Raw genomic sequence first — 17,629 nt, forward strand, 5'->3', positions numbered from 1 at the left:
GACGATCGCGCACGTTGTCGGTGGTCGCTGCTACAACGGACGCCATGACGACTGCGCGCTTCCCCGAACCGTCCTTCGGGGACCGGCTGGAGCTGATCGAGGACCGGTCCGCGGCGCTGCGGGCGGCCGCCGCGGTGGCCGATCCCCTGGCCCGTGTCCCGGGCTGCCCCGACTGGTCGGTGCGCGATCTCGTGGCGCATCTGGGCGGGGTGCAACGGTTCTGGGCGGCGACGGTGGCGGCCGGGCCCGCTCTGCTGCCGCCCGCCGACGACGCGGTGCCGGGCCGGGAGCCGGACGGCGACCTGCTCCCGTGGTCGGCGCAGTCGACGTTGGTGCTCCTCGACGCCCTGAAGGCGGCGGGCGCGGACGCCATGTGCTGGACGTGGTGGGCCGAGTCCGGCACCCCGGCGACCGCCGGCGCGGTCGCCCGGCACCAGGTCCAGGAGGCGGCCGTGCACGCCCGGGACGCCCAGGAGACGGCGGGCGCGCCGCAGCCGCTGCCCGCCGCCGTGGCGGTGGACGCCGTGGACGAGTTCCTGCACGTCGGTTTCGGCTCCATGGACGGCTGGCCGCACGCCCCCGCCCGGGTCCGCCTGGTCTGCGACGAGGGTGTGGCCTGGACGCTGATCCTCGACGAGACCGGGGCGTCCACGGTGCGCGGCGTCCCCGGCCGGGGCCCCGACGTCGGCGCCACGATCTCCGGCACCGCGAGTGACCTGCTCCTCGGCCTGTACCGGCGGGCCCCCTGGGACGGCGATCCGCTGCGGGTGACCGGCGACGCGGAGCTGGTACGGCAGTTGGCGGTCTGGCCGCCGCTCGGCTGAGGACGTACCGTCCTGACGAGGGGGTGATGCCCATGTCAGGACGGGTACTGCTCGCAACGGGCGTGGTGTGCGGGGCTCTGGCCCTGCTCGGCGGTTGTTCCTTCGGCGGCGGCACGGACGATTCGGCTCCGAGTCCCTTACCCAGCTCCTCCCCGCCACCCCCCGTGGGGAGCATCGACCATCCCCGCCCGGTGGAATGCGTCGACGGCATGACCGCCCGCGCCGGCACCCCGCACACCACCGGATCGAACACCGTCCCGGGCACTCCCGCCGGGTCGCCCCTGCCCACGTCGAGCGGGTCCCCTCCCTCCGGCACCCCTCGGTCCCCGGGCGCCACTCGGGGCGCTTCGGCCAAGGACGCCCCCGGGGACGTCCGTGTCGGGCCCCTGGTGTGGCGCGGACTCGGCGATCTGGCGACCGGTGACCAGAACGCCCACGGCGAGCAGAACTCGGACGGCTGGCACTACCGCCTGGTCCCCCGGCTGAACGCCGGTGCGGTGGTGACCGTGACCATCGGCGCCGAGCAACGCGCCCGCGCGGGACTGGAGTACGGCGGCGGCTACGGCATCGCCCCCGCGCCCTCCGTCGTCTTCCACGCGTGCACCTCCACCACCTTCTTCACCGGCGGCTTCTTCGTCGCCGGCGACGGCCGCGCCTGCGTCCCGCTGGACGTGAAGGTCGGCGACGCACCGACGCAGCACATCGTGATCTCCTTCTTCAAAGGTCACTGCCCTGCGTAGGCTGGTGGCATGACCGAGCACACCCCTGACCCCGCCGCCGGCCAGCCGTCCGACGAACCGGCGCACGACCCGGAGGTCCTGCAGCTCGCCGCCCAGGCCTTCGAGCTCGCCCGGCACGGGGACACCGACCGGCTCGCGGCGTACGTCGACGCGGGAGTGCCCGCCAACCTCACCAACGACCGCGGCGACACTCTTCTGATGCTCGCCGCGTACCACGGCCACGCCGAGACGGTGCGGTCGCTGCTCCACCGCGGCGCGGAGGCCGACCGCGCGAACGACAACGGGCAGACCCCGCTCGCCGGCGCCGTGTTCAAGGACGCCCGCGAGGTCATCGACGCCCTGCTCGAAGGCGGTGCCGACCCGGCCGCCGGTGCTCCCTCCGCCATCGAGACCGCTCAGATGTTCGCCAAGGACGAGTTGCTGAAGCTGTTCGGCGTGCAATGACGGCGGTGCCCCCGTCCGACGACCCGCTCTCGGCTGGTCCCGGCGATCCGGCCCCCGTGCCTGCCGCGGTGTCCGCGGTGCTCGGCTCCGACGAACCTGCGCGGCACCACGTCACACGGTTGACGCACCGTCAGCTCACCCAGGGCACCGGCGGAGTCTGGCGGGTGTCCGGCCCGAACGGCTCCGCCGTGGTGAAGGTCTGCGGAGCCGGGACCGACGGGACGCCTGGCGGTTCCCGCACGACCGGCGGCTCGCGCACCGCGCCCAATCCCTGCGGCTGCGGTCCCTCATGGTCGGTGGAGCGTCTGGGCGCCTCGATGTGTGACCGTTCAACCTGATGGCGACCGGGGGACCGGCGCCCGACGCATCCGCCACCGGCCGTCACACCGTCCTGCTGGACTGGGCGTTCGTCGGCGAGGGCGGTGTCGGGGAGGACATCGCGAACCTCATCCCCGACTGCGTGTCCGACGGCCGGATGCCTGCCGCCCTGCTGCCGGAGATCTCCGAGTCCGTCGTCACCGGATATCTGCGGGGCCTGCGCCGGGACGGTCACCGCGTCGACGAGCAGACGCTCAGCTGATCGCCTCCGCGCGTTTCGTGAACCGCGTGGCACCATCTTCCGTCAGCGACCCGTACAACCGCAGCCGCGCGATGCCCCCGTCGGGGAAGATGTCGATCCGCACGTGGGTCGACGGGATCGGGTTGACCAGGAAGCGGTGCAGGCTGTCCGGCTGGAGCCGAACGCGGGGTATGAGCGTCAGCCACTCCCCCTCGGCGCCGTCCCGTATGGACAGCGAGGCCCAACCCGCCGCGTTGCCCTTCAGATAGGCCGTGTCGATCTCGACGGCCCGGATCACGCCCTGCTCGACCAGGCGGTAGCGGATCCAGTCGTTGCCGGTGTCGCGGCGCCTGCGGGTCTCCCAGCCGTCGTCCATCTTCTGGGAGCGGCCGGGCATGATCGTGTGCTCCGGAGGCGAGTAGAAGCGGTCCGACGCGTCCTCGACCCTGCCGCCGTTCTCCAACGCCACCAGGTCGAAGGTGTCGAGTTCGGTGAGCCAGCCCGGGTCGGGCACCACTTCGCCGAACACCCGCAGCCGGGCTACTCCTCCGTCGGGGTGCTGGCGCAGCCGCAGGTGAGTGAAGCGCCGCTCCACGTGAACGGCGAAGGCGTTCTCCGCGTGACCGCCCACCGGCGTGCGGGCCACCAGTTCCGTCCATTCGACGTCAGGGTCGAGCAGATCCTCGGGTGCGGCCGAGATCGAGTGGGCGGTCGCCTCCACCGACACCGCCTGCGGGTAGTTGCCACGGAAGTGGGCGGTGTCGACCACGACCCCGCGGATCACGCCCGGCGCCCCGAGACGTATCAACGCCCAGTCGTGGTCGGCCGCATCGGGGTGCGGCACGTCCGCGGACCCTCCCCGCCGGCGCCTGGTCTCCCAGCCGTCCATCACCTTGCCCTTGTGCCCGAAGTGCTCCGGATCGAAGACCGCGGGCCCGGGCAGCAGCAGGTTCTCCCGCTCGGCGAAGAACTCGTCGTTGGCCGCGATGATCCCCGCGCCGAGACGGCGGTCGGACAGTTCCGCCAGCCCGGCGAAGGGCAGCTCGCCCTTGCGGTAGTCGGCGTACGGATTCCCGCCCGCGTACGGCAGGGCATCCCCCGTGAAGTCCGTCAGGGCGGTGAAAGCCGTGGTTGCGGTGGAAGCCATGCGCGCGGTGGGAGCAGCGGAAGGTGTCGTCTTCTCCACGTCGTCTCGTGTCATGGCTCCACTGTCGAGGACGCGAACCCTTCACGTCCATCGAAACTTACTGAACCAATTCTTCAGTTGAACTTGACGGTCGGATCCAGCTCGGCGGCCTGCCGTAGCGCCGCCATCGTCCGGCGCAGCAGCGGGGCGTCCTCGGCACCGCCGCGCACCGCGCCCACGATGCGGCGCAGCGGGCGGTCCGCGTCGAGCGGCCGCACGGCCACCTCGTTGCGCAGCCCGCCCGAGAACGCCATCCGCGGCACCAGGGCGATCCCCATACCCGCCGCGACCAGCGAGAAGATCGCCGGCCAGTCGGCCGCGGCGTGGGCCTGCTCGGGCACGAAGCCCGCGTCGGCACAGGCGGCCAGCGTGATCTCGCGCCACGGCCCGCGGCTGCCGAAGATCCACGGTTCCTCCGCCAGCCGGGCCAGCCGCAGCCCCGGCACCGCGGCGAGTGGGTGCCCGGCCGGGAGCGCGATGTCCATCGGGTCCGCGAGCAGCGGGAACACCACGAAGCGCGCGTCGCGGGCAGTGGGCGCGTCGACCGCGAGTGACACCGCCAGGTCCACCTCGCCGGCGGCCAGTTCCTCGTACACCTCGGCCGCCTCGGCCTCCCGCACGGACAGCGTGATCCCGGGTGCGGAGCGCCGCAGGAACTCGGCCGCGGGCACGACGAGCCGGCTGATCGCGGTGGCGATGGTGCCGATCCGCACGAGGCCGGCGTCCCCCCGCGCGTACCCGTCGAGCTCCGCCCCGGCGCGCTCCAGCTGCGCGAACACGACCTCGGCGTGCCGCAACAGCACGTGTGCGGCACCGGTGAGGCGCACTCCGCGGCCCCGGGCCTCGATGACGGGTGCCCCTATCTGCTTGGACAGCGCGGCGAGTTGCTGGGAGACCGCCGAGGGCGTCATGCGCAGGGCGGCGGCCGCGGCCGTCACCGTGCCGGTGTCTCGCAGCGTGCGGAGGATCTGCAGCTTCCTCAGGTCCCACTCTTTCATGCAGCCAGACTAAACACTCATGAAGCGATCGTGAAGTACAAACGAGTCAGGCCGTCGGCCGGCGCGAGGTACGGGACGTCGGCCAGAGCGGGCCGGCCGGACCGGGCCGTCGGTTCAGGACGCGGCGACCGCGTCCCGGTGCTGCTGCGGACTGACCCCGCGGACCCGCTTGAACGCGGCGCTCAGCGCGAACGGGCTGCCGTAACCGACCTTGCGGGCGACCGCGGCGATCGTCGCGTCGGGCTCGCGCAGCAGGTCGGCGGCCAGTGCGAGGCGCCAGCTCGTGAGGTAGGCCATGGGCGGTTCGCCGACCAGATCGGTGAACCTGCGGCCGAGCGCGGCGCGCGACACGCCGGCCCTGGCGGCCAGGCCCGCTACGGTCCAGGGGTACGCCGGATCGTCGTGGAGCAGTCGCAGGGCCGGGCCGACCACCGGGTCGCTCTGGGCCGCGAACCAGGACGGCGCGCCCGCCTCCGGCCGGGAGAACCACTCGCGCAGGACCGCGATGAGCAGCAGGTCCAGCAGCCGGTCGAGCACCACGTCCTGCCCGGGCGCGGCGCGGACGATCTCCTCGGCGAGCAGTCCGGGCAGCGGACTGTTCCAGGAGTCGCGCGGCAGCACGAGCACGTGCGGCAGCGCGGTCAGCAGGCGACGGCTGATCTCGCCGTCCATCTGGTACGTGCCGCTGATCATGACGGCGGAGCCGCCCGGGCCGCCCGGGCCGGCCGCATCGACCGAGCCGTCCGCCCCGACCGGAGGGGGTCCTGGCTCGGCCCGGTCGCCCCAGGTACGGACTCCGAGGTCCATCTCCTCGCAGAGCTCCTCGCCCTGCGGGGTGGCCGACACCTGGCCGGGGCGGATCACGATGCGCGGCTCGGTCCCGGGGGCGTCCGCGACCGTGTAGGGCTCGGGTCCGCGGACCACGGCGACGTCGCAGGGCCGCAGGTGCACCGGGGTCGCGTCGTCGGGGACGATCCAGCCCTCGTCGCGCACCATGAACAGCAGCGTGACGGGAGCGCGGTCCTCGATCCGCAGCGACCAGGGCGGTGTGAGGATCGATCGCAGCAGGAAGGCACCGCGCGCCCGCGGGCCGTCGAGCAGGGTCGCGAGCGCGTCCATGGCGCCAGCTTAGGTCTGGACGCATGCGCATGGCCACGCGCTTCTCGCACATGGCCGGGGCGCGGACTCCGCGGCTGTACTGGGCACATGACCTCGAACGCGCCGCTCGCCCCGCACACGCCGGACCCGTACGGCTCCGGAACGCCGGCACCCGGTCCGCCCCGGCCGCATCGCCAGGCCCGGCCGCTGACGTCGGACCACGCCCCTCAACAACCGTGGGGCTCCGGGCGTCCGCCCGCGTCCCGGCGCCCGCCCGCTCCGCGGTGGCGGGCGGACGGCCGTCCGACCCGCGTTCCACGGAAGGGAGTTGCCGTGAACGGCGACATCCGCAGCATCGTCCTGCTCGCCGCGACGCTCACCACCGGGCTGATGGCCGGGCTCTACTTCGCGTTCTCCGTCGCGGTGATGCCCGGGCTCGCCCGGGCCGGCGACCGGACGTTCGTCGAGACGATGCAGCGCGTCAACGTGGCCATCCTGAACGGCTGGTTCAGCGTCGCGTTCGGCGGGGCGCTGGTGCTCGGGGTCGTGTCGATCGCGCTGAACTGGAGGGGCGACGGCCGTCCCGCGCTGCCCTGGATCATCGCGGGCGTGGTGCTCTACGCCGCGTCCCTGGTGATCACGATGGGGCTCAACGTGCCGCTCAACAACCAGCTGGCGCACGCGGGTGATCCGGCCCGGATCCACGATCTGGCCGCCGTCCGCGAGAGGTTCGAGACGACATGGGTGCACTGGACCGTCGCCCGGACGCTGACCAGCACCGCGGCCCTGGGGTGCCTGGCCTGGGCGATGCGGTCCGTGGCGCGGGCGTCGGGACGGGGCTGAGCCGGAGCGGTCAGCCGACCTACACGGCGATGCGGCGGGCGACGGCCCGGCGCGTTCCGACGGTCGGCGCAGCCCCCGCCCTCCTCGCGCGGCCTGGCGGGATGGACGCGCCGGTCAGGCCGTCCGCCACACCGGACGGCCGCCGGACGGCCCGCCTGTCAGCTGTCGGGGCCGTCCGCCGGGGTGAAGGCGCCATGCCGCCCCTCCCCCGCCGCGAACCGTGCCGCCCCCTGGGCGGCCTCGGCCAGCGAGATCCGGCCGCGTGCCAACTCGACGGCGAAGGCGTCACGTTCGGGCAGGCCTTCCTGCTCCAGCAGGGAGAGCCGGTCCTGGCGCAGGCAGGTCTGGGGGAACGCGGCGATCTGCGCGGCGAGTTGCTCCGCGGCCGGGCGGGCCTGGCCGGCCGGCACGACGCGGTCGACCAGGCCCATCGCGAGGGCCTCGCGGGCACCGACCGGGCGGCCGGTCAGGATCAGGTCCATCGCGCGTCCGGCGCCGATCAGCCGGGGCAGGCGCACGGTGCCGCCGTCGATCAGGGGCACGCCCCAGCGGCGGCAGAAGACGCCGAGGACGGCGTCCTCCTCGACCACCCGAAGGTCGCACCAGAGCGCCAACTCCAGTCCGCCGGCGACCGCGTGGCCCGCGACGGCCGCGATCACGGGCTTGCCGAGCCGCATCCTGGTCGGGCCCATGGGGCCGTCGCCGTCGTCCTCCACGGCGTTGCCGCGCTCGGTGCCGATGGCCTTGAGGTCGGCGCCGGCGCAGAACGTGCCGCCCTCGCCCCAGAGGACCGCGACGGACGCGGCCTCGTCGGCGTCGAACGCCCTGAAGGCGTCGGCGAGTCGGGCGGCCGTCGGGCCGTCGACGGCGTTGCGGGCCGCGGGCCGCGACAGCACGACGGTGCTGATCGCGCCGGCGCGCTCGGTGCGGACGGCAGGGGTGGCGGCGGTCTTGCCGGTCCGCCGGGCGTCCTCGTCGGTCATCTTCCGGGCCCCTCGGTGATCGGTGGTCTGTGCGGCGACGGGTGGGCGGAGCAGGAGCCGTCCCCTGTCGGCGCGGGCGGTGTCAGCAGGACCAGTGAGGTCAGTGGTGTCCGGGCTGTCAGTGGTGTTCGGAGAGGAGCACGGCCACGGTGTCGGGTTCGAGTGCGCGGAAGACGTGGGCGACGTCGCCCGGGTAGGAGACGTAGTCGCCGGGGCCGAGCTCCACCGGGTCCTCCGTGAGGCCGACTTCGGCGCGGCCGGTGCTCAGGACGACGTGCTCGACGAGGCCCGGCATGTGCGGCTCGGACTCGCGGGCCAATCCGGGCTGGGCGGTGACGACGTAGATGTCGCGGAGGGCGTGGGGCGGGCACGTGGCGAGCAGGGTGGCCACGTAGTCGGAGTGCTCGGCACTGAAGGTCGGGCCCTCGCCCGCCCTGATGACGTGCACGCGGGGCCGCGGCGGGTCCACGAGCTGGGCGAACGGCACGTCCAGGGTCACGCTGAGCGCCCACAGCGTCTCGACGCTCGGATTGCCGGTGGCGGACTCCAGTTGCGAGAGCGTGGACTTGGCGATGCCGGCGCGGCGTGCGGTCTCGGCGAGGGAGAGTCCGGCGCGGCGCCGTTCGCGTTGGAGGGACGCGGCGATGGCCGCGAGCGGGGGGCCGCCGGACGGGCGGTCCTCGCCGCCGGGTGCCGCCCGCCGTGCTGCTGGTGCCATGACCGCCCTCCGTACCCTCCGCGCCGTTCGTTCGGTTCGCGCCGTTCGCGCCGTTCGGCAGATCAGTCCGAGCGTACGGTTTGACGAACGCCCGGCGTCGTGTTCATTCTAAAGGGTGATGCGTTCGATAGGACGAACCCTGATGCGCCCGGGCCTGGCCCGGGACATCACCCTGGTCTGCGTGGCCGACGCACTGGTCGGCGTGTCGTTCGGCGCGATCGCGGTCGGCCTCGGACTGCCGCTGTGGCTGCCCGTGCTCCTGTCGCTGGTGGTCTTCGCGGGGGCCGCGCAGTTCCTGTTCGTCGGGATCGTCGGCGCGGGCGGCAACCCGGTCGCGGCCGTCGCCGCCGGGTTGCTGGTCAACGCCCGGCACCTGCCGTTCGGCTTCGCGGTGGGCGACGTCCTGGCCACGGGGTGGCTGCGGAGGCTGGCCGGCAGTCATCTGATGGTGGACGAGACGGTGGCCTTCACCCTCGCGCAGGACGATCCGCGGCGGCGGCGGATCGCCTACTGGGGGTGCGGCGCGGGGCTGTTCGCCGCCTGGAACCTCGGGGTGCTGGCCGGCGCGTTCGGCGGCCGGGCGGTCGGTGACACCGACGCGTTCGGGCTGGACGCGGCGTTCCCGGCGGTCCTGGTGGCGCTGCTGCTGCCGTCCCTCGGCGACCGTGCCCCCCGCCGGGCCGCGGGCGTCGGAGCGGCGGTGGCGCTGACCGCGACACCCTGGCTCCCGGCGGGAGTTCCGGTGCTGCTGGCCCTGGCCGGGCTGGCGGTGGCACGGTGAACGGCTCGGCGCGCGACCCCGGCCCGGGGCCCGGTCAGGCGGTTCCGGAGTGAGACTCGCCCTGGCGTCCGCCGTCCTCGGCGCGGGCACGTTCGGATTCCGTTTCGCCGGGCCCTTGTTGAAGGCCCGCGTGCGGCTCTCGCCGCGGGTCGAGCGGGCGATGGGCGTGGCGGTGGTCGTCCTGCTGGCCGCGCTGGTCGCCACCGCCGCGCTGACCGAGGGCCACCACTTCGCCGGGCCCGCCCGCCCGGCCGGGGTCGCGGTGGGCGCACTCCTCGCCTGGCGCCGGGCGCCGTTCGCCCTGGTGGTGGTCGCGGCCGCGGCGACCGCGGCGGGACTCCGCCTGCTCGGCCTCCCGTGATCGCCGTCCCCCACCCACCGGCCGCGGGCCGTTCCCCCACCCGGCTCCCTCCCACCCAACTCCCGTACTCCTGTCGGAAATCCGGCGCGAATCGGAGGTGACAGCAGGATTCCAGATCGTGTTACGTGTCATGTCTCCGTCGATTCACGAGTGGGCGTCACCGTCCAGACGGAGATCCGCCCCCCACAGGAGGACACGTGACCGGTCCGCTCATCCGTCGGGCACGACGCGGCGCGCTGCGCCCGCGCGCCGCCGTGCGCACCGCACTGCTCGGGACGCTCACCGCGTGCTTGGCGTTCACCGTCGCAGGGCCCGGAGGCGTCAACGCCTCCGCCGCCGACGGCGACAACCTGCCGCTGTCCGGAGCCACCACTTCCGGCCTGCACAACACGTACGACCCGTCCGCGTTCAGCTACCTCGCGCAGGGGCTCGACTCGGGCACCTCGATGATCGAACTGGACGTCTGGGACGACTTCCTCACCCAGGAATGGAAGGTCAGCCACTCCAACCCGGCGGGCAACAGCAACAACTGCGTCAACGCCTCGACGCCGTCGCAGCTGTACACCGGCGGGGCGAACAAGGACCTGGAGAGCTGCCTGGACGACGTGCGGGTGTGGCTCGGCGCGCACCCGGGCCACGGGCCGCTGTTCATCAAGCTGGAGATGAAGGCCGGCTTCCAGGCCACGTTCGGGATGAGCGCGGCCAAGCTCGACCAGTCGATCAGCGCGCACCTGGGCAGCCTGGTGTTCAAGCCGAACGACCTGCTGAACAAGCCGGGCGGCGGGCAGTACGCGACGCTCGACGACGCCGCCACGGCGGGCAACTGGCCGACGAGGGCGCAGCTTGCGGGCAAGGTGATCCTCGAGGTCATCCCCGGCACGGTCGAGGAGTCGAACCCGACCGACTCGCTGTGGACCGACCAGGAGTACGCAGGCTACCTGCGCGACCTGCACAGCCAGGGCAAGACCGCGCAGGCGAACATCTTCCCGTCGGTGCACAACGCCCAGGCGGGCGACCCGCGTTCGCGCTACTCGGACACCTCGCTGCGGCCGTGGTTCGTGGCCTTCGACGGCGACGCGGCCACGTACCTCAACGGCAGCATCGACACCAGCTGGTACGACACACACCACTACCTGCTGTTCATGACGGACGCGCAGAACGTCCCGCCGGCCCTCGACGACACCAACCCGTCAACGGCCGACGCGCAGGCCCGGGTCGCCCAACTGGCCAAGGCCCACGCGACGGTGGCGTCCAACGACTGGCGGGGCCTCACCCAGGTGCAGTCGATGGTGGTGCCGCGCGGCTGAGCCGCCCCCCCGATCCGGCGGCGGGGTCCGGGCTCGGCCCCGCCGCCCGGCTCCCCTCGGTGCCCGCGTCCGGCGTCCGCCGGCCGCGGGCACACCTGCGACGGCTCGTCAGGCGGCGGCCGAGGGCGCGGCGGCGCGGGGCGGGTCCCGGCGCGGTGCCCCTTCGGGCGGCGGCTCAGCGTGCGCCGGTGGGGCTGAGGTGGACGGCGGCGAGCTTCCAGCGGCCGTCCTCCTCCACGAGGGTCTGCGTGATGCGGAAGTGGCCGTCGGCGTCCCGCCCGTCGTATGTGCTCTGCTGGCGCTGCACGCCGACCGCCACGGCGGCTCCGCCGTACCGCCGGACCGCCACCTCCGTCCAGGCGAAGGCGTCGTGGACGAGGGCGCCGGAGGCGTAGCGGTCGAGCCACCGCTCCTTGTCCAGGACGAAGCCGCGGGGCCCGACGGCGGTGAAGTCGTCGGTGAGCAGGCGCCGGAGTTCCTCCACGTCGCCGCGGCACTCGGTGTCGGCCCAGTGCTGCGGGAACTCCGCCAGCTCCTGCGGGAGCGTCGTCATGCCGGTTGCCTCCGTCACGGATCGCGGGTGTCGCTGTCCCCGACAGGGTCCCGCCGCGGGCGGTTCGGGGCATCGCCCGGCGGTATGCCTCCGCGCTACTCCCGTGGGAGTAAGGCGCGACGACCGGCCGGAAGCGGGACGGCGGAAAGGGCGCGGCGGGGGGTGCCGCGGGAGACGGCCTGACGGAGGACCGCCGGGTGGGCGGTCCTCCGCTCAGGAGGCGAGCGACGCGCGGTCGCCCATGACGATCACCGGATGGCCGGCCGGTGTCAGCGTGTGCAGCAACTCGACCATGTGCGCGGCCGAGACGCTGACGCACCCGTGGGTCGGGCCGCCGTGGTCGACGTGCACCCAGATGCCACCGCCACGGTCCTCGCCCATCGGCTGGGTGCTGTCGAGCGGGGACGTGCCGGGGACACGGTTGTAGTCGATGGCGATCACGTAGTCGAAGGCGTCGTCGAGCGGCTCGCCGTCGAAGCCGACGCCGCCCGCCTGGAACTTCGACGAGTGGTGGTACGGCAGCTTCGAGCCGGGATCGGCGTCGAAACCGCCCGCGTCGTGCAGCGTGAACACGCCGATCGGGCTGTGCAGGTCCCCGGCGTGGTGGGTGGCCGTCCAGCCGTGCAGGGCGTTGTGCGCCGGCCACGGGGTGCCGGCGTGCCAGTGGCCGTCCTTGGTCCGCGTCCACAGGGTCACGACGGTGTCGGAAGAGTTCTTGGCCTTGCCCGACGCGACCAGCACCTGCGTGCTGCCGGCGGGGATGGCCGCCCGCGTCTTCGGCCCGAGCCCGGCTATCGAGAGCGGCAGGGTGTCCCTGACGCCGAGGGTCCCGGGGCCGGCGGGGGCGTTGGCGCGGGTCGGCACCGGCGCGGCCGGGGCGGGCTGGTGCACGCGGGTGTCGGCGGCGGCCGCGAGGCCGCCCTGCCGGCCGAGGAGGACGTACCCCGTGCCGAGCGCGGCCAGCCCGACCGCCCCCGCCGCCGCCACGATCACGCCCTTGCGTGCGGCGGTACGACGGGGTCGCCGGTGCCGTCGCCGGCCACGGCTGGGATCGGTGTCGCTCTGGTCGAGCGATTCGGTCGGAGTGGAAGTCATCGCCGTCGATCCTCGCAAACCACCCGCCGGGTCTTGGTATCCGACCCCCGTCGGCGCCCGTTTTGGTCCCAGACGCCGTATTCGCGACGGAGCCGTTCGGGTGAGGCGGCGTTAACTCACGCTGACGCGGTGCCCCGGATGGCGGGCGTCCGGCGCGCGGCGACGCGCCCTGCCGGACGGTCAGCCGGCCGCCGGGCCCGCCTCCGGGCCGCCGTCCCCGCCGTCCCCGCCGTCCCCCGTCTCCCCGGCGCCATGGGTGGCGTCGCGCGCGCCGCCGGCACCACCGCCGCCGTCGCCGAAGTCGAGCCGCATGACCGCACGGCGCTTGGTGGGGCGGCTCACCTCGGTGAAGCCCGCCGCGGCGAACGCGCTGACCGTGCCGACGTGGAGCTCGCCCCAGGGCACGTCCTGGCCGGGGTGGGTGACCGTGGGGTAGCCCTCGACGGCGCGGGCGCCCCTGCTGCGGGCCAGGTCGGCGGCGGCACGGGCCAGGACGTGGGTGATGCCGGTGCGGCGGGCGGGGGCGCGGACCGCGAAGCAGGTGACGGCCCACACTCCGGGGTCGGCGGGGTCCTCGTCGCGACCCGCCCAGGGGATCCGGGTGCCACGCAGCTTGGGATAGGCGGTGCGGGGCTCGACCGCGCACCAGGCGACGGCCTCGCCACCGATGAAGGCCAGCAGACCGCTGGTGGTCCGCGCGCCGGGGTGCCCGCACTCGCTCTGCTCGCGCAGCCGGTGGGCGCGCTCGGCGTCGTCCGTCACCCGCCACTCCGGGTTCGGGATCTTGAACCGCTGGCAGTAGCACTGTCCGCCGTGGCAGCGTGCGCCCCCGAGGACCAGCTCCAGGTCCTCCCATGCGGCCTCGTTCGCCGGCACCACGGTGACCCCCGCGTCCGGCGCGTCCACCGCGCCCGCCCCTCCCACCGGACCGGCGGCGTCCACGGCGTCCACCGGACCAGCCGCGTCCGCCGCGTCCGCCGCGGAAATGCCCTCGCCCGTCATGCCCACCCGTCCTCGTCCGAACCGCCCCGCGGCCCCCGTCTCCGAGCGGTCGCGCGTCGTCCCGCGATTATCGCCGCACGTTCGCCCGACGTCGGCCCCACGAACCTCGGCACGAACCTCCGTGCGAACTCCGGTCGGCGCTTGCGTCTCCCCCGAGGGGAGACGGCACAGTGGCCGCCATGGACGACAGCGGCCCGCTCCACTCGATCGGCGAACTCGCCCGGCGCACCGGCCTGACGGTGAAGGCCGTGCGGTACTACTCCGACCGCGGCATCGTGACGCCCGCCGGCCGCACTCCCGCGGGCTACCGGCGGTACACCGCCGATGCCGTGGCCCGGCTGGAACTCGTCCGGACACTGCGCGAGTTGGGCGTGGACCTGGAGACGGTACGCGAGGTCGTCGCCCGGGAGCGTCCGCTGTCCGACGTCGCGGCGGAGCACGCCGCCGCGCTCGACGTGCAGATCCGCGTGCTGCGGCTGCGGCGCGCCGTACTGGCGGCCGCGGCGGAACGCGGCCCAGAACCTGAGGAGTTGACGCTCGTGCACCAGCTGGCCAGGCTCTCCGAGGAGGAACGCGCGCGCCTCGTGCGGGCGTTCCTCGACGACGTCTTCCACGGGCTCGCCGCCGACCCGGCGTTCACCGGGATCATGCGGTCGCTGTCACCGGAACTGCCGGAGGATCCCGAGCCGGGACAGGTCAGGGCCTGGGTGGAACTCGCCGAACTGGCGGGTGACCCCGGATTCCGCGCGTACATGCGGCAGCTGGCCGAGGAGCACGCGGCCCGGGCCGGGCGGCCGGAGGGTGCGGCGCCGGGCGTGAGCCGGGACCTCACGGCGACCGTCGTCCAGCTCGCCGGGCCCGCGGTGGCGGCCGGTGTCGTGCCCGGCGGGGAAGGTGCCGCGCCGTTCGTGGCGGCGCTGGAGGCGGGGTGCGCCCCCTTCGTCGGCCCGGGCGCCGACGTGCGCACGCGTCTGGCACGCCGGCTGGAGCGCCTCAACGATCCGCGGCGAGAGCGCTACCTCCGGCTGCTCGCCACGGTCAACGGGTGGCAGGAGCCGCCGAGTCCGGCCCCGGTCCTGGACTGGACGGTACGGGCTCTCGACGCCGCACCCGTCACCACCGCACGATCCCCCGCCATGCCCGACGGGCCACCGGTCATGCCGGACCGGTCAGGGCGCGGGCCAGCTCCCGCGGGCGGCTGAGCGCTCCCAGGTGGCCGCCGGGCACCTCCTCGACGTCCAGGCCGAGGCGTTCGCGGACCACCCGCCGCTGGAACTCCAGCGGGAAGAACCGGTCGTCCCGGCCCTGGAGGAACCGGGTCGGCACGTCCGGCCACGACGCCAGCGGCCAGGGCTGCGCGAACACCCCCGAGGGCGGCGGGCCGGGCTGGGCCGCGAACGCCTCGTCGGTGACCGCGGCGGGGACGTCGTGGAAGAAGTCGGTGCGCAGGTCGAACTGGGCGTCCGGGCCGCGCCGTCCGTCCGCCTCCGCGCGGGCCGCGCGCGCCGCGGGCTGGCCGGTGGCGTCCCACCACTCCCCCGCCGTCTCGCCGGGCCGCGGCACCATCGCGTTGACCAGGATCAATCGGTCGACAGGCAGCCGGGTACAGACCAGCGGCGCGGAGAACCCGGCCAGCGACTGGGCGACCAGGACCAGCGGACCGCCCTCACGCCCCGCGCTCCTGGCGGCGGCGAGCGCCCCGGTGGCCGCCTCGGCGATCGCGTCGGCGACGTCGTCCAGGTCGGCGGCGTCGTGCATGGGCAGGTCGAGCGAGACCGCGTCGTGGCCGGCGGCGCGCAGTTCGGGGAGAACCAGGTGCCAGTACCAGCCGGCGCCGTCCGCGCCGGGAACGAGTACGTACGTCGCCATGCCAACCGCCCTGCCCGTCGTCGGAGATCGCCTGACGGCCATCGTGTCACCGGCCTCCGACAGCCACCGCTCGACCGCACCGCTCGGCCGCGGGCCCGCCTGGCACCGCAGGCCCACACCGTCCACCCGCGGGTCCGCGGCGCACCGACCGCCGAGAGCGGTGCCCCGTTACGCGTACACCTCGTCCAGCCAGCCCTGCCAGCGGGCGCCGGTGCGCGCCGCGTCCGCGCCGGCCGCGAAGTCGTGGACGGTCACGCCGACCGTCGCCCCGAAGCGGTTGCGGCCGAAGACGCGGACCATCGCGTCGGGCGTGCGCAGGCCGATGAAGTACGCGTTGCGGAAGTCCAGTTCGGCATCGACCGGTGTCTCCGCACCCGGCAGCAGGACCCGCACGGCGTCTCCTTCAGCGGCGCCGCCGGGCAGTCCCAGGGCCCGGGCGGCGGCGTCGAGGGCGTCGGGGGCCCCGGACGCGGCGCTCGTGCCGTCCGCGCCGGAGAACGTCGCACGCCGGCCGGCGAAGTGCAGCAGGTACTGGCGCAGGGTGTGGAGGTAGAAGTCCGTGTGCCGGTTCGCGCCGTCGTACTGGTTGTCCCAGTCGTCGACGAGGATGCCGCTGTGCACGTAGCGCACCCACGAACCGCCGCCCTCGCGCGGCTCGATGAGGTGGTCGAGCTGGTTCAGGGTCTGCCGGGGGCCGCCTTCGGGCAGGTCGGCCTCGGCGATCTCGGTGCGGCCGGCGAGGCGGTGCGGCGGGTCCCAGGCGGTGACCGTGCCGCCGTGCGGGGCCGCGCCGCCCTCGCGCGGCTCGTACTCCATGGGCCACAGCCAGCCGGCGGTGCCGGACGTCAGCGCGTCCCACACCTCCTCCGGGCTCGCCTCGACCTCGAACTCCCGGACGATCTCGAACGGCTTGCCCATGGTTCAGCCCTGCTTCCGCTGCGGGGCGTACACGACGTGGTGGACGCCGGATCCGAACATCTCGGACCGCACGACGGCCAGCGGGATCGCGGCCGGGCCCTCCTGGAACAGGCGCTTGCCGCGGCCCACGACGATCGGGTCGATCAGCAGCTCGATCTCGTCGACCAGGCCCTTGGCGAGCAGCCACCGCACGAGCGTGGCGCTGCCCATGACGGTGATGTCGCCGCCCTCCTGCTCCTTGAGCGCGCGGACGGCGCCCTCGGGATCCTCGGAGATGACGGTCGAGTTGTTCCAGTCGGCCTTCTCCAGCGTCGTGGAGACGACGTATTTGGCGACACCGTTCATGTGGGCGCCGCCGGGCTGGTCGGCCATCGCGGGCCACGCCTCGGCGAAGCCCTCGTACGTGGTGCGGCCGAGCAGCAGCGCGTCGGAGGCCGCCATCTGCGCCGAGACGGTACGGGCCATGTCCTCGTCGAAGTAGGCGCCGTGCCATTCGAAGGGGGACTCCATCACGCCGTCGGCGGTCAGGAACTCGCTGACGATCAGCTTCCTCATGGTGTTGCCTCGATTTCGTCCGGTGCCGCGACCTGCGGCTTCACGGTGGGGTGCAGGGCCACGACGATCCGGTGCGGCCGGCCGCCCTCGGCGTCCGCGTCGTGGTACTTGGCGACGAGCGCGCTGACGCCGTGGGTCAGCTCCTCGACGAAGGCCGCCCGGTCCGCGGCGGAGGCGAACCGCACCTCGCCGTCCAGGGCGAAGGTGGCGATCCGCTTGCGGGCCCGGTCCGCGCCGGTGATCAGCGCGCCGACGTCCCGGACGAGCCGGGCGGCGACGGCCAGCAGCCAGCGCGCGGAGAGCTGGTCGCGGAAACGGTCCGGGTCCGGCTGGACCTGGGCCAGGGCCAGGGGCGAGATCACGAACGAGGCGGCGGTCGCCCGCATCAGCCGCTCGGTCACGTTGCCCTTGCGCCGCTCGCCGGCCAGCTCGACCAGGCCGTGCTTCTCCAGCGCCCGCAGGTGGTAGTTGACCTTCTGCCGGGGCAGCCCGACGCGGGCCGCCAGCATCGCCGCCGAGGCGGGCCCGCCGGCCAGTTCGGCCAGCAGCCGGGCCCGCGTCGGGTCCAGGGAGACGGCGGCCGCCTCCGCGTCCTCGATCACGCTCACGTCCAACATGACTCCACCGTCTCACCGAAAACTTTTTTTGTCCAGGAGAGAGGAATTGTCGGTGTGGCGGCGTGACGGCTCACGGCGGGAGGAGCATCCGGGCAGCACGACCGGCTTGTCCGCGGCGCGACGGCGCGGGTGGTGGGCGTGGCTCGGCGCGGGGGCGAGGCGCGGCTGGGTGCGGGGC

Annotated in this window: 21 protein-coding genes; 9 read left to right on the forward strand and 12 right to left on the reverse strand. The window is 74.2% G+C overall.

What is annotated here, in order from left to right; translation table 11 throughout:
• Positions 1 to 44: 44 nt before the first annotated feature.
• From BMW99_RS15520 to BMW99_RS15535, 4 genes are all read left to right on the forward strand, one after another.
• The gene (locus BMW99_RS15520) at positions 45 to 824 is read left to right on the forward strand and encodes a maleylpyruvate isomerase family mycothiol-dependent enzyme (RefSeq protein ID WP_075016982.1); all 780 of its coding nucleotides are present in this window, start codon (positions 45 to 47) and stop codon (positions 822 to 824) included.
• A 209-nt stretch (positions 825 to 1,033) separates the two neighbouring features.
• Positions 1,034 to 1,564, forward strand: coding sequence for a hypothetical protein (locus BMW99_RS15525; protein ID WP_143080538.1), 531 nt, complete (start codon positions 1,034 to 1,036; stop codon positions 1,562 to 1,564).
• A 9-nt stretch (positions 1,565 to 1,573) separates the two neighbouring features.
• A complete protein-coding gene (locus tag BMW99_RS15530) occupies positions 1,574 to 2,008 on the forward strand; it encodes an ankyrin repeat domain-containing protein (RefSeq protein ID WP_069465151.1) in 435 nt (144 codons plus the stop codon).
• A gap of 337 nt (positions 2,009 to 2,345) precedes the next feature.
• Positions 2,346 to 2,588 carry a hypothetical protein gene (locus tag BMW99_RS15535; protein WP_069465149.1) on the forward strand — a complete coding sequence of 81 codons (243 nt, stop codon included), beginning with the start codon at positions 2,346 to 2,348 and terminating at the stop codon, positions 2,586 to 2,588.
• Here the strand turns inward: BMW99_RS15535 and alc are convergent.
• From alc to BMW99_RS15550, 3 genes are all read right to left on the reverse strand, one after another.
• Positions 2,581 to 3,714 (reverse strand): allantoicase, encoded by a 1,134-nt coding sequence (alc, locus tag BMW99_RS15540; protein ID WP_069465148.1) that lies wholly within the window; start codon positions 3,712 to 3,714, stop codon positions 2,581 to 2,583. The genes BMW99_RS15535 and alc overlap by 8 nt on opposite strands.
• A gap of 113 nt (positions 3,715 to 3,827) precedes the next feature.
• Positions 3,828 to 4,751, reverse strand: coding sequence for a LysR substrate-binding domain-containing protein (locus BMW99_RS15545; RefSeq protein ID WP_069465147.1), 924 nt, complete (start codon positions 4,749 to 4,751; stop codon positions 3,828 to 3,830).
• Between the two features lie 114 nt (positions 4,752 to 4,865).
• Positions 4,866 to 5,870, reverse strand: a complete 1,005-nt coding sequence (locus BMW99_RS15550; protein WP_069465146.1) for an AraC family transcriptional regulator — start codon at positions 5,868 to 5,870, stop codon at positions 4,866 to 4,868.
• A gap of 312 nt (positions 5,871 to 6,182) precedes the next feature.
• Between BMW99_RS15550 and BMW99_RS15555 the strand changes: the two genes are divergently transcribed.
• Entirely contained in the window at positions 6,183 to 6,692 is a 510-nt protein-coding gene (locus BMW99_RS15555; RefSeq protein WP_069465145.1) for an anthrone oxygenase family protein, read from the forward strand.
• Positions 6,693 to 6,850: 158 nt separating this feature from the next.
• Here the strand turns inward: BMW99_RS15555 and BMW99_RS15560 are convergent, their stop codons facing one another.
• Both BMW99_RS15560 and BMW99_RS15565 read right to left on the reverse strand, forming a co-directional pair.
• Positions 6,851 to 7,675 (reverse strand): crotonase/enoyl-CoA hydratase family protein, encoded by an 825-nt coding sequence (locus BMW99_RS15560; protein WP_075016983.1) that lies wholly within the window; start codon positions 7,673 to 7,675, stop codon positions 6,851 to 6,853.
• 118 nt (positions 7,676 to 7,793) lie between these two features.
• Positions 7,794 to 8,393, reverse strand: a complete 600-nt coding sequence (locus BMW99_RS15565) for a helix-turn-helix domain-containing protein (protein ID WP_069467390.1) — start codon at positions 8,391 to 8,393, stop codon at positions 7,794 to 7,796.
• Positions 8,394 to 8,511: 118 nt separating this feature from the next.
• Here BMW99_RS15565 and BMW99_RS15570 point away from each other — a divergent pair, with 118 nt between their 5' ends.
• The 3 genes from BMW99_RS15570 (at position 8,512) to BMW99_RS15580 (ending at position 10,842) form a co-directional block, all read left to right on the forward strand.
• Positions 8,512 to 9,174 (forward strand): AzlC family ABC transporter permease, encoded by a 663-nt coding sequence (locus tag BMW99_RS15570; protein WP_069467389.1) that lies wholly within the window; start codon positions 8,512 to 8,514, stop codon positions 9,172 to 9,174.
• Positions 9,175 to 9,223: 49 nt separating this feature from the next.
• Positions 9,224 to 9,535, forward strand: coding sequence for an AzlD domain-containing protein (locus BMW99_RS15575; RefSeq protein WP_075016984.1), 312 nt, complete (start codon positions 9,224 to 9,226; stop codon positions 9,533 to 9,535).
• A gap of 197 nt (positions 9,536 to 9,732) precedes the next feature.
• Positions 9,733 to 10,842, forward strand: a complete 1,110-nt coding sequence (locus BMW99_RS15580; RefSeq protein WP_245791476.1) for a phosphatidylinositol-specific phospholipase C domain-containing protein — start codon at positions 9,733 to 9,735, stop codon at positions 10,840 to 10,842.
• Positions 10,843 to 11,017: 175 nt separating this feature from the next.
• Here the strand turns inward: BMW99_RS15580 and BMW99_RS15585 are convergent, their stop codons facing one another.
• From BMW99_RS15585 to BMW99_RS15595, 3 genes are all read right to left on the reverse strand, one after another.
• A complete protein-coding gene (locus tag BMW99_RS15585; protein WP_069467481.1) occupies positions 11,018 to 11,395 on the reverse strand; it encodes a nuclear transport factor 2 family protein in 378 nt (125 codons plus the stop codon).
• Between the two features lie 213 nt (positions 11,396 to 11,608).
• Positions 11,609 to 12,490 carry a L,D-transpeptidase family protein gene (locus BMW99_RS15590; RefSeq protein WP_245791477.1) on the reverse strand — a complete coding sequence of 294 codons (882 nt, stop codon included), beginning with the start codon at positions 12,488 to 12,490 and terminating at the stop codon, positions 11,609 to 11,611.
• A gap of 180 nt (positions 12,491 to 12,670) precedes the next feature.
• On the reverse strand, positions 12,671 to 13,492 hold the full coding sequence (locus BMW99_RS15595; protein WP_075016985.1) for a GNAT family N-acetyltransferase: 822 nt from the start codon (positions 13,490 to 13,492) through the stop codon (positions 12,671 to 12,673).
• 179 nt (positions 13,493 to 13,671) lie between these two features.
• Here BMW99_RS15595 and BMW99_RS15600 point away from each other — a divergent pair, with 179 nt between their 5' ends.
• The gene (locus BMW99_RS15600; RefSeq protein ID WP_079138899.1) at positions 13,672 to 14,694 is read left to right on the forward strand and encodes a MerR family transcriptional regulator; all 1,023 of its coding nucleotides are present in this window, start codon (positions 13,672 to 13,674) and stop codon (positions 14,692 to 14,694) included.
• Here the strand turns inward: BMW99_RS15600 and BMW99_RS15605 are convergent.
• From BMW99_RS15605 to BMW99_RS15620, 4 genes are all read right to left on the reverse strand, one after another.
• Positions 14,648 to 15,361, reverse strand: a complete 714-nt coding sequence (locus BMW99_RS15605) for an alpha/beta fold hydrolase (RefSeq protein ID WP_069466439.1) — start codon at positions 15,359 to 15,361, stop codon at positions 14,648 to 14,650. The genes BMW99_RS15600 and BMW99_RS15605 overlap by 47 nt on opposite strands.
• Positions 15,362 to 15,529: 168 nt before the next feature.
• A complete protein-coding gene (locus tag BMW99_RS15610; protein WP_069466438.1) occupies positions 15,530 to 16,279 on the reverse strand; it encodes an SRPBCC family protein in 750 nt (249 codons plus the stop codon).
• A gap of 3 nt (positions 16,280 to 16,282) precedes the next feature.
• On the reverse strand, positions 16,283 to 16,834 hold the full coding sequence (locus tag BMW99_RS15615) for a dihydrofolate reductase family protein (protein ID WP_069466437.1): 552 nt from the start codon (positions 16,832 to 16,834) through the stop codon (positions 16,283 to 16,285).
• Positions 16,831 to 17,451 (reverse strand): ArsR/SmtB family transcription factor, encoded by a 621-nt coding sequence (locus BMW99_RS15620; RefSeq protein WP_069466436.1) that lies wholly within the window; start codon positions 17,449 to 17,451, stop codon positions 16,831 to 16,833. The genes BMW99_RS15615 and BMW99_RS15620 overlap by 4 nt, the downstream gene beginning before the upstream one ends.
• Between the last annotated feature and the right edge of the window lie 178 nt (positions 17,452 to 17,629).

The sequence above is a fragment of the Actinacidiphila rubida genome, from assembly GCF_900110255.1.
Taxonomy (GTDB): domain Bacteria; phylum Actinomycetota; class Actinomycetes; order Streptomycetales; family Streptomycetaceae; genus Actinacidiphila; species Actinacidiphila rubida.

Coding starts and splice junctions, on each gene's coding strand:
- BMW99_RS15560 (WP_075016983.1), bottom strand. CDS start 7,675: ATGACCGACGAGGACGCCCGGCGGACCGGCAAGACCGCCGCCACCCCT.
- BMW99_RS15605 (WP_069466439.1), bottom strand. CDS start 15,361: ATGGCGACGTACGTACTCGTTCCCGGCGCGGACGGCGCCGGCTGGTAC.
- BMW99_RS15585 (WP_069467481.1), bottom strand. CDS start 11,395: ATGACGACGCTCCCGCAGGAGCTGGCGGAGTTCCCGCAGCACTGGGCC.
- BMW99_RS15550 (WP_069465146.1), bottom strand. CDS start 5,870: ATGGACGCGCTCGCGACCCTGCTCGACGGCCCGCGGGCGCGCGGTGCC.
- BMW99_RS15610 (WP_069466438.1), bottom strand. CDS start 16,279: ATGGGCAAGCCGTTCGAGATCGTCCGGGAGTTCGAGGTCGAGGCGAGC.
- BMW99_RS15565 (WP_069467390.1), bottom strand. CDS start 8,393: ATGGCACCAGCAGCACGGCGGGCGGCACCCGGCGGCGAGGACCGCCCG.
- BMW99_RS15530 (WP_069465151.1), top strand. CDS start 1,574: ATGACCGAGCACACCCCTGACCCCGCCGCCGGCCAGCCGTCCGACGAA.
- BMW99_RS15535 (WP_069465149.1), top strand. CDS start 2,346: ATGGCGACCGGGGGACCGGCGCCCGACGCATCCGCCACCGGCCGTCAC.
- BMW99_RS15590 (WP_245791477.1), bottom strand. CDS start 12,490: ATGACTTCCACTCCGACCGAATCGCTCGACCAGAGCGACACCGATCCC.
- BMW99_RS15525 (WP_143080538.1), top strand. CDS start 1,034: ATGACCGCCCGCGCCGGCACCCCGCACACCACCGGATCGAACACCGTC.
- BMW99_RS15545 (WP_069465147.1), bottom strand. CDS start 4,751: ATGAAAGAGTGGGACCTGAGGAAGCTGCAGATCCTCCGCACGCTGCGA.
- BMW99_RS15520 (WP_075016982.1), top strand. CDS start 45: ATGACGACTGCGCGCTTCCCCGAACCGTCCTTCGGGGACCGGCTGGAG.
- BMW99_RS15615 (WP_069466437.1), bottom strand. CDS start 16,834: ATGAGGAAGCTGATCGTCAGCGAGTTCCTGACCGCCGACGGCGTGATG.
- BMW99_RS15595 (WP_075016985.1), bottom strand. CDS start 13,492: ATGACGGGCGAGGGCATTTCCGCGGCGGACGCGGCGGACGCGGCTGGT.
- alc (WP_069465148.1), bottom strand. CDS start 3,714: ATGGCTTCCACCGCAACCACGGCTTTCACCGCCCTGACGGACTTCACG.
- BMW99_RS15570 (WP_069467389.1), top strand. CDS start 8,512: ATGCGTTCGATAGGACGAACCCTGATGCGCCCGGGCCTGGCCCGGGAC.
- BMW99_RS15600 (WP_079138899.1), top strand. CDS start 13,672: ATGGACGACAGCGGCCCGCTCCACTCGATCGGCGAACTCGCCCGGCGC.
- BMW99_RS15620 (WP_069466436.1), bottom strand. CDS start 17,451: ATGTTGGACGTGAGCGTGATCGAGGACGCGGAGGCGGCCGCCGTCTCC.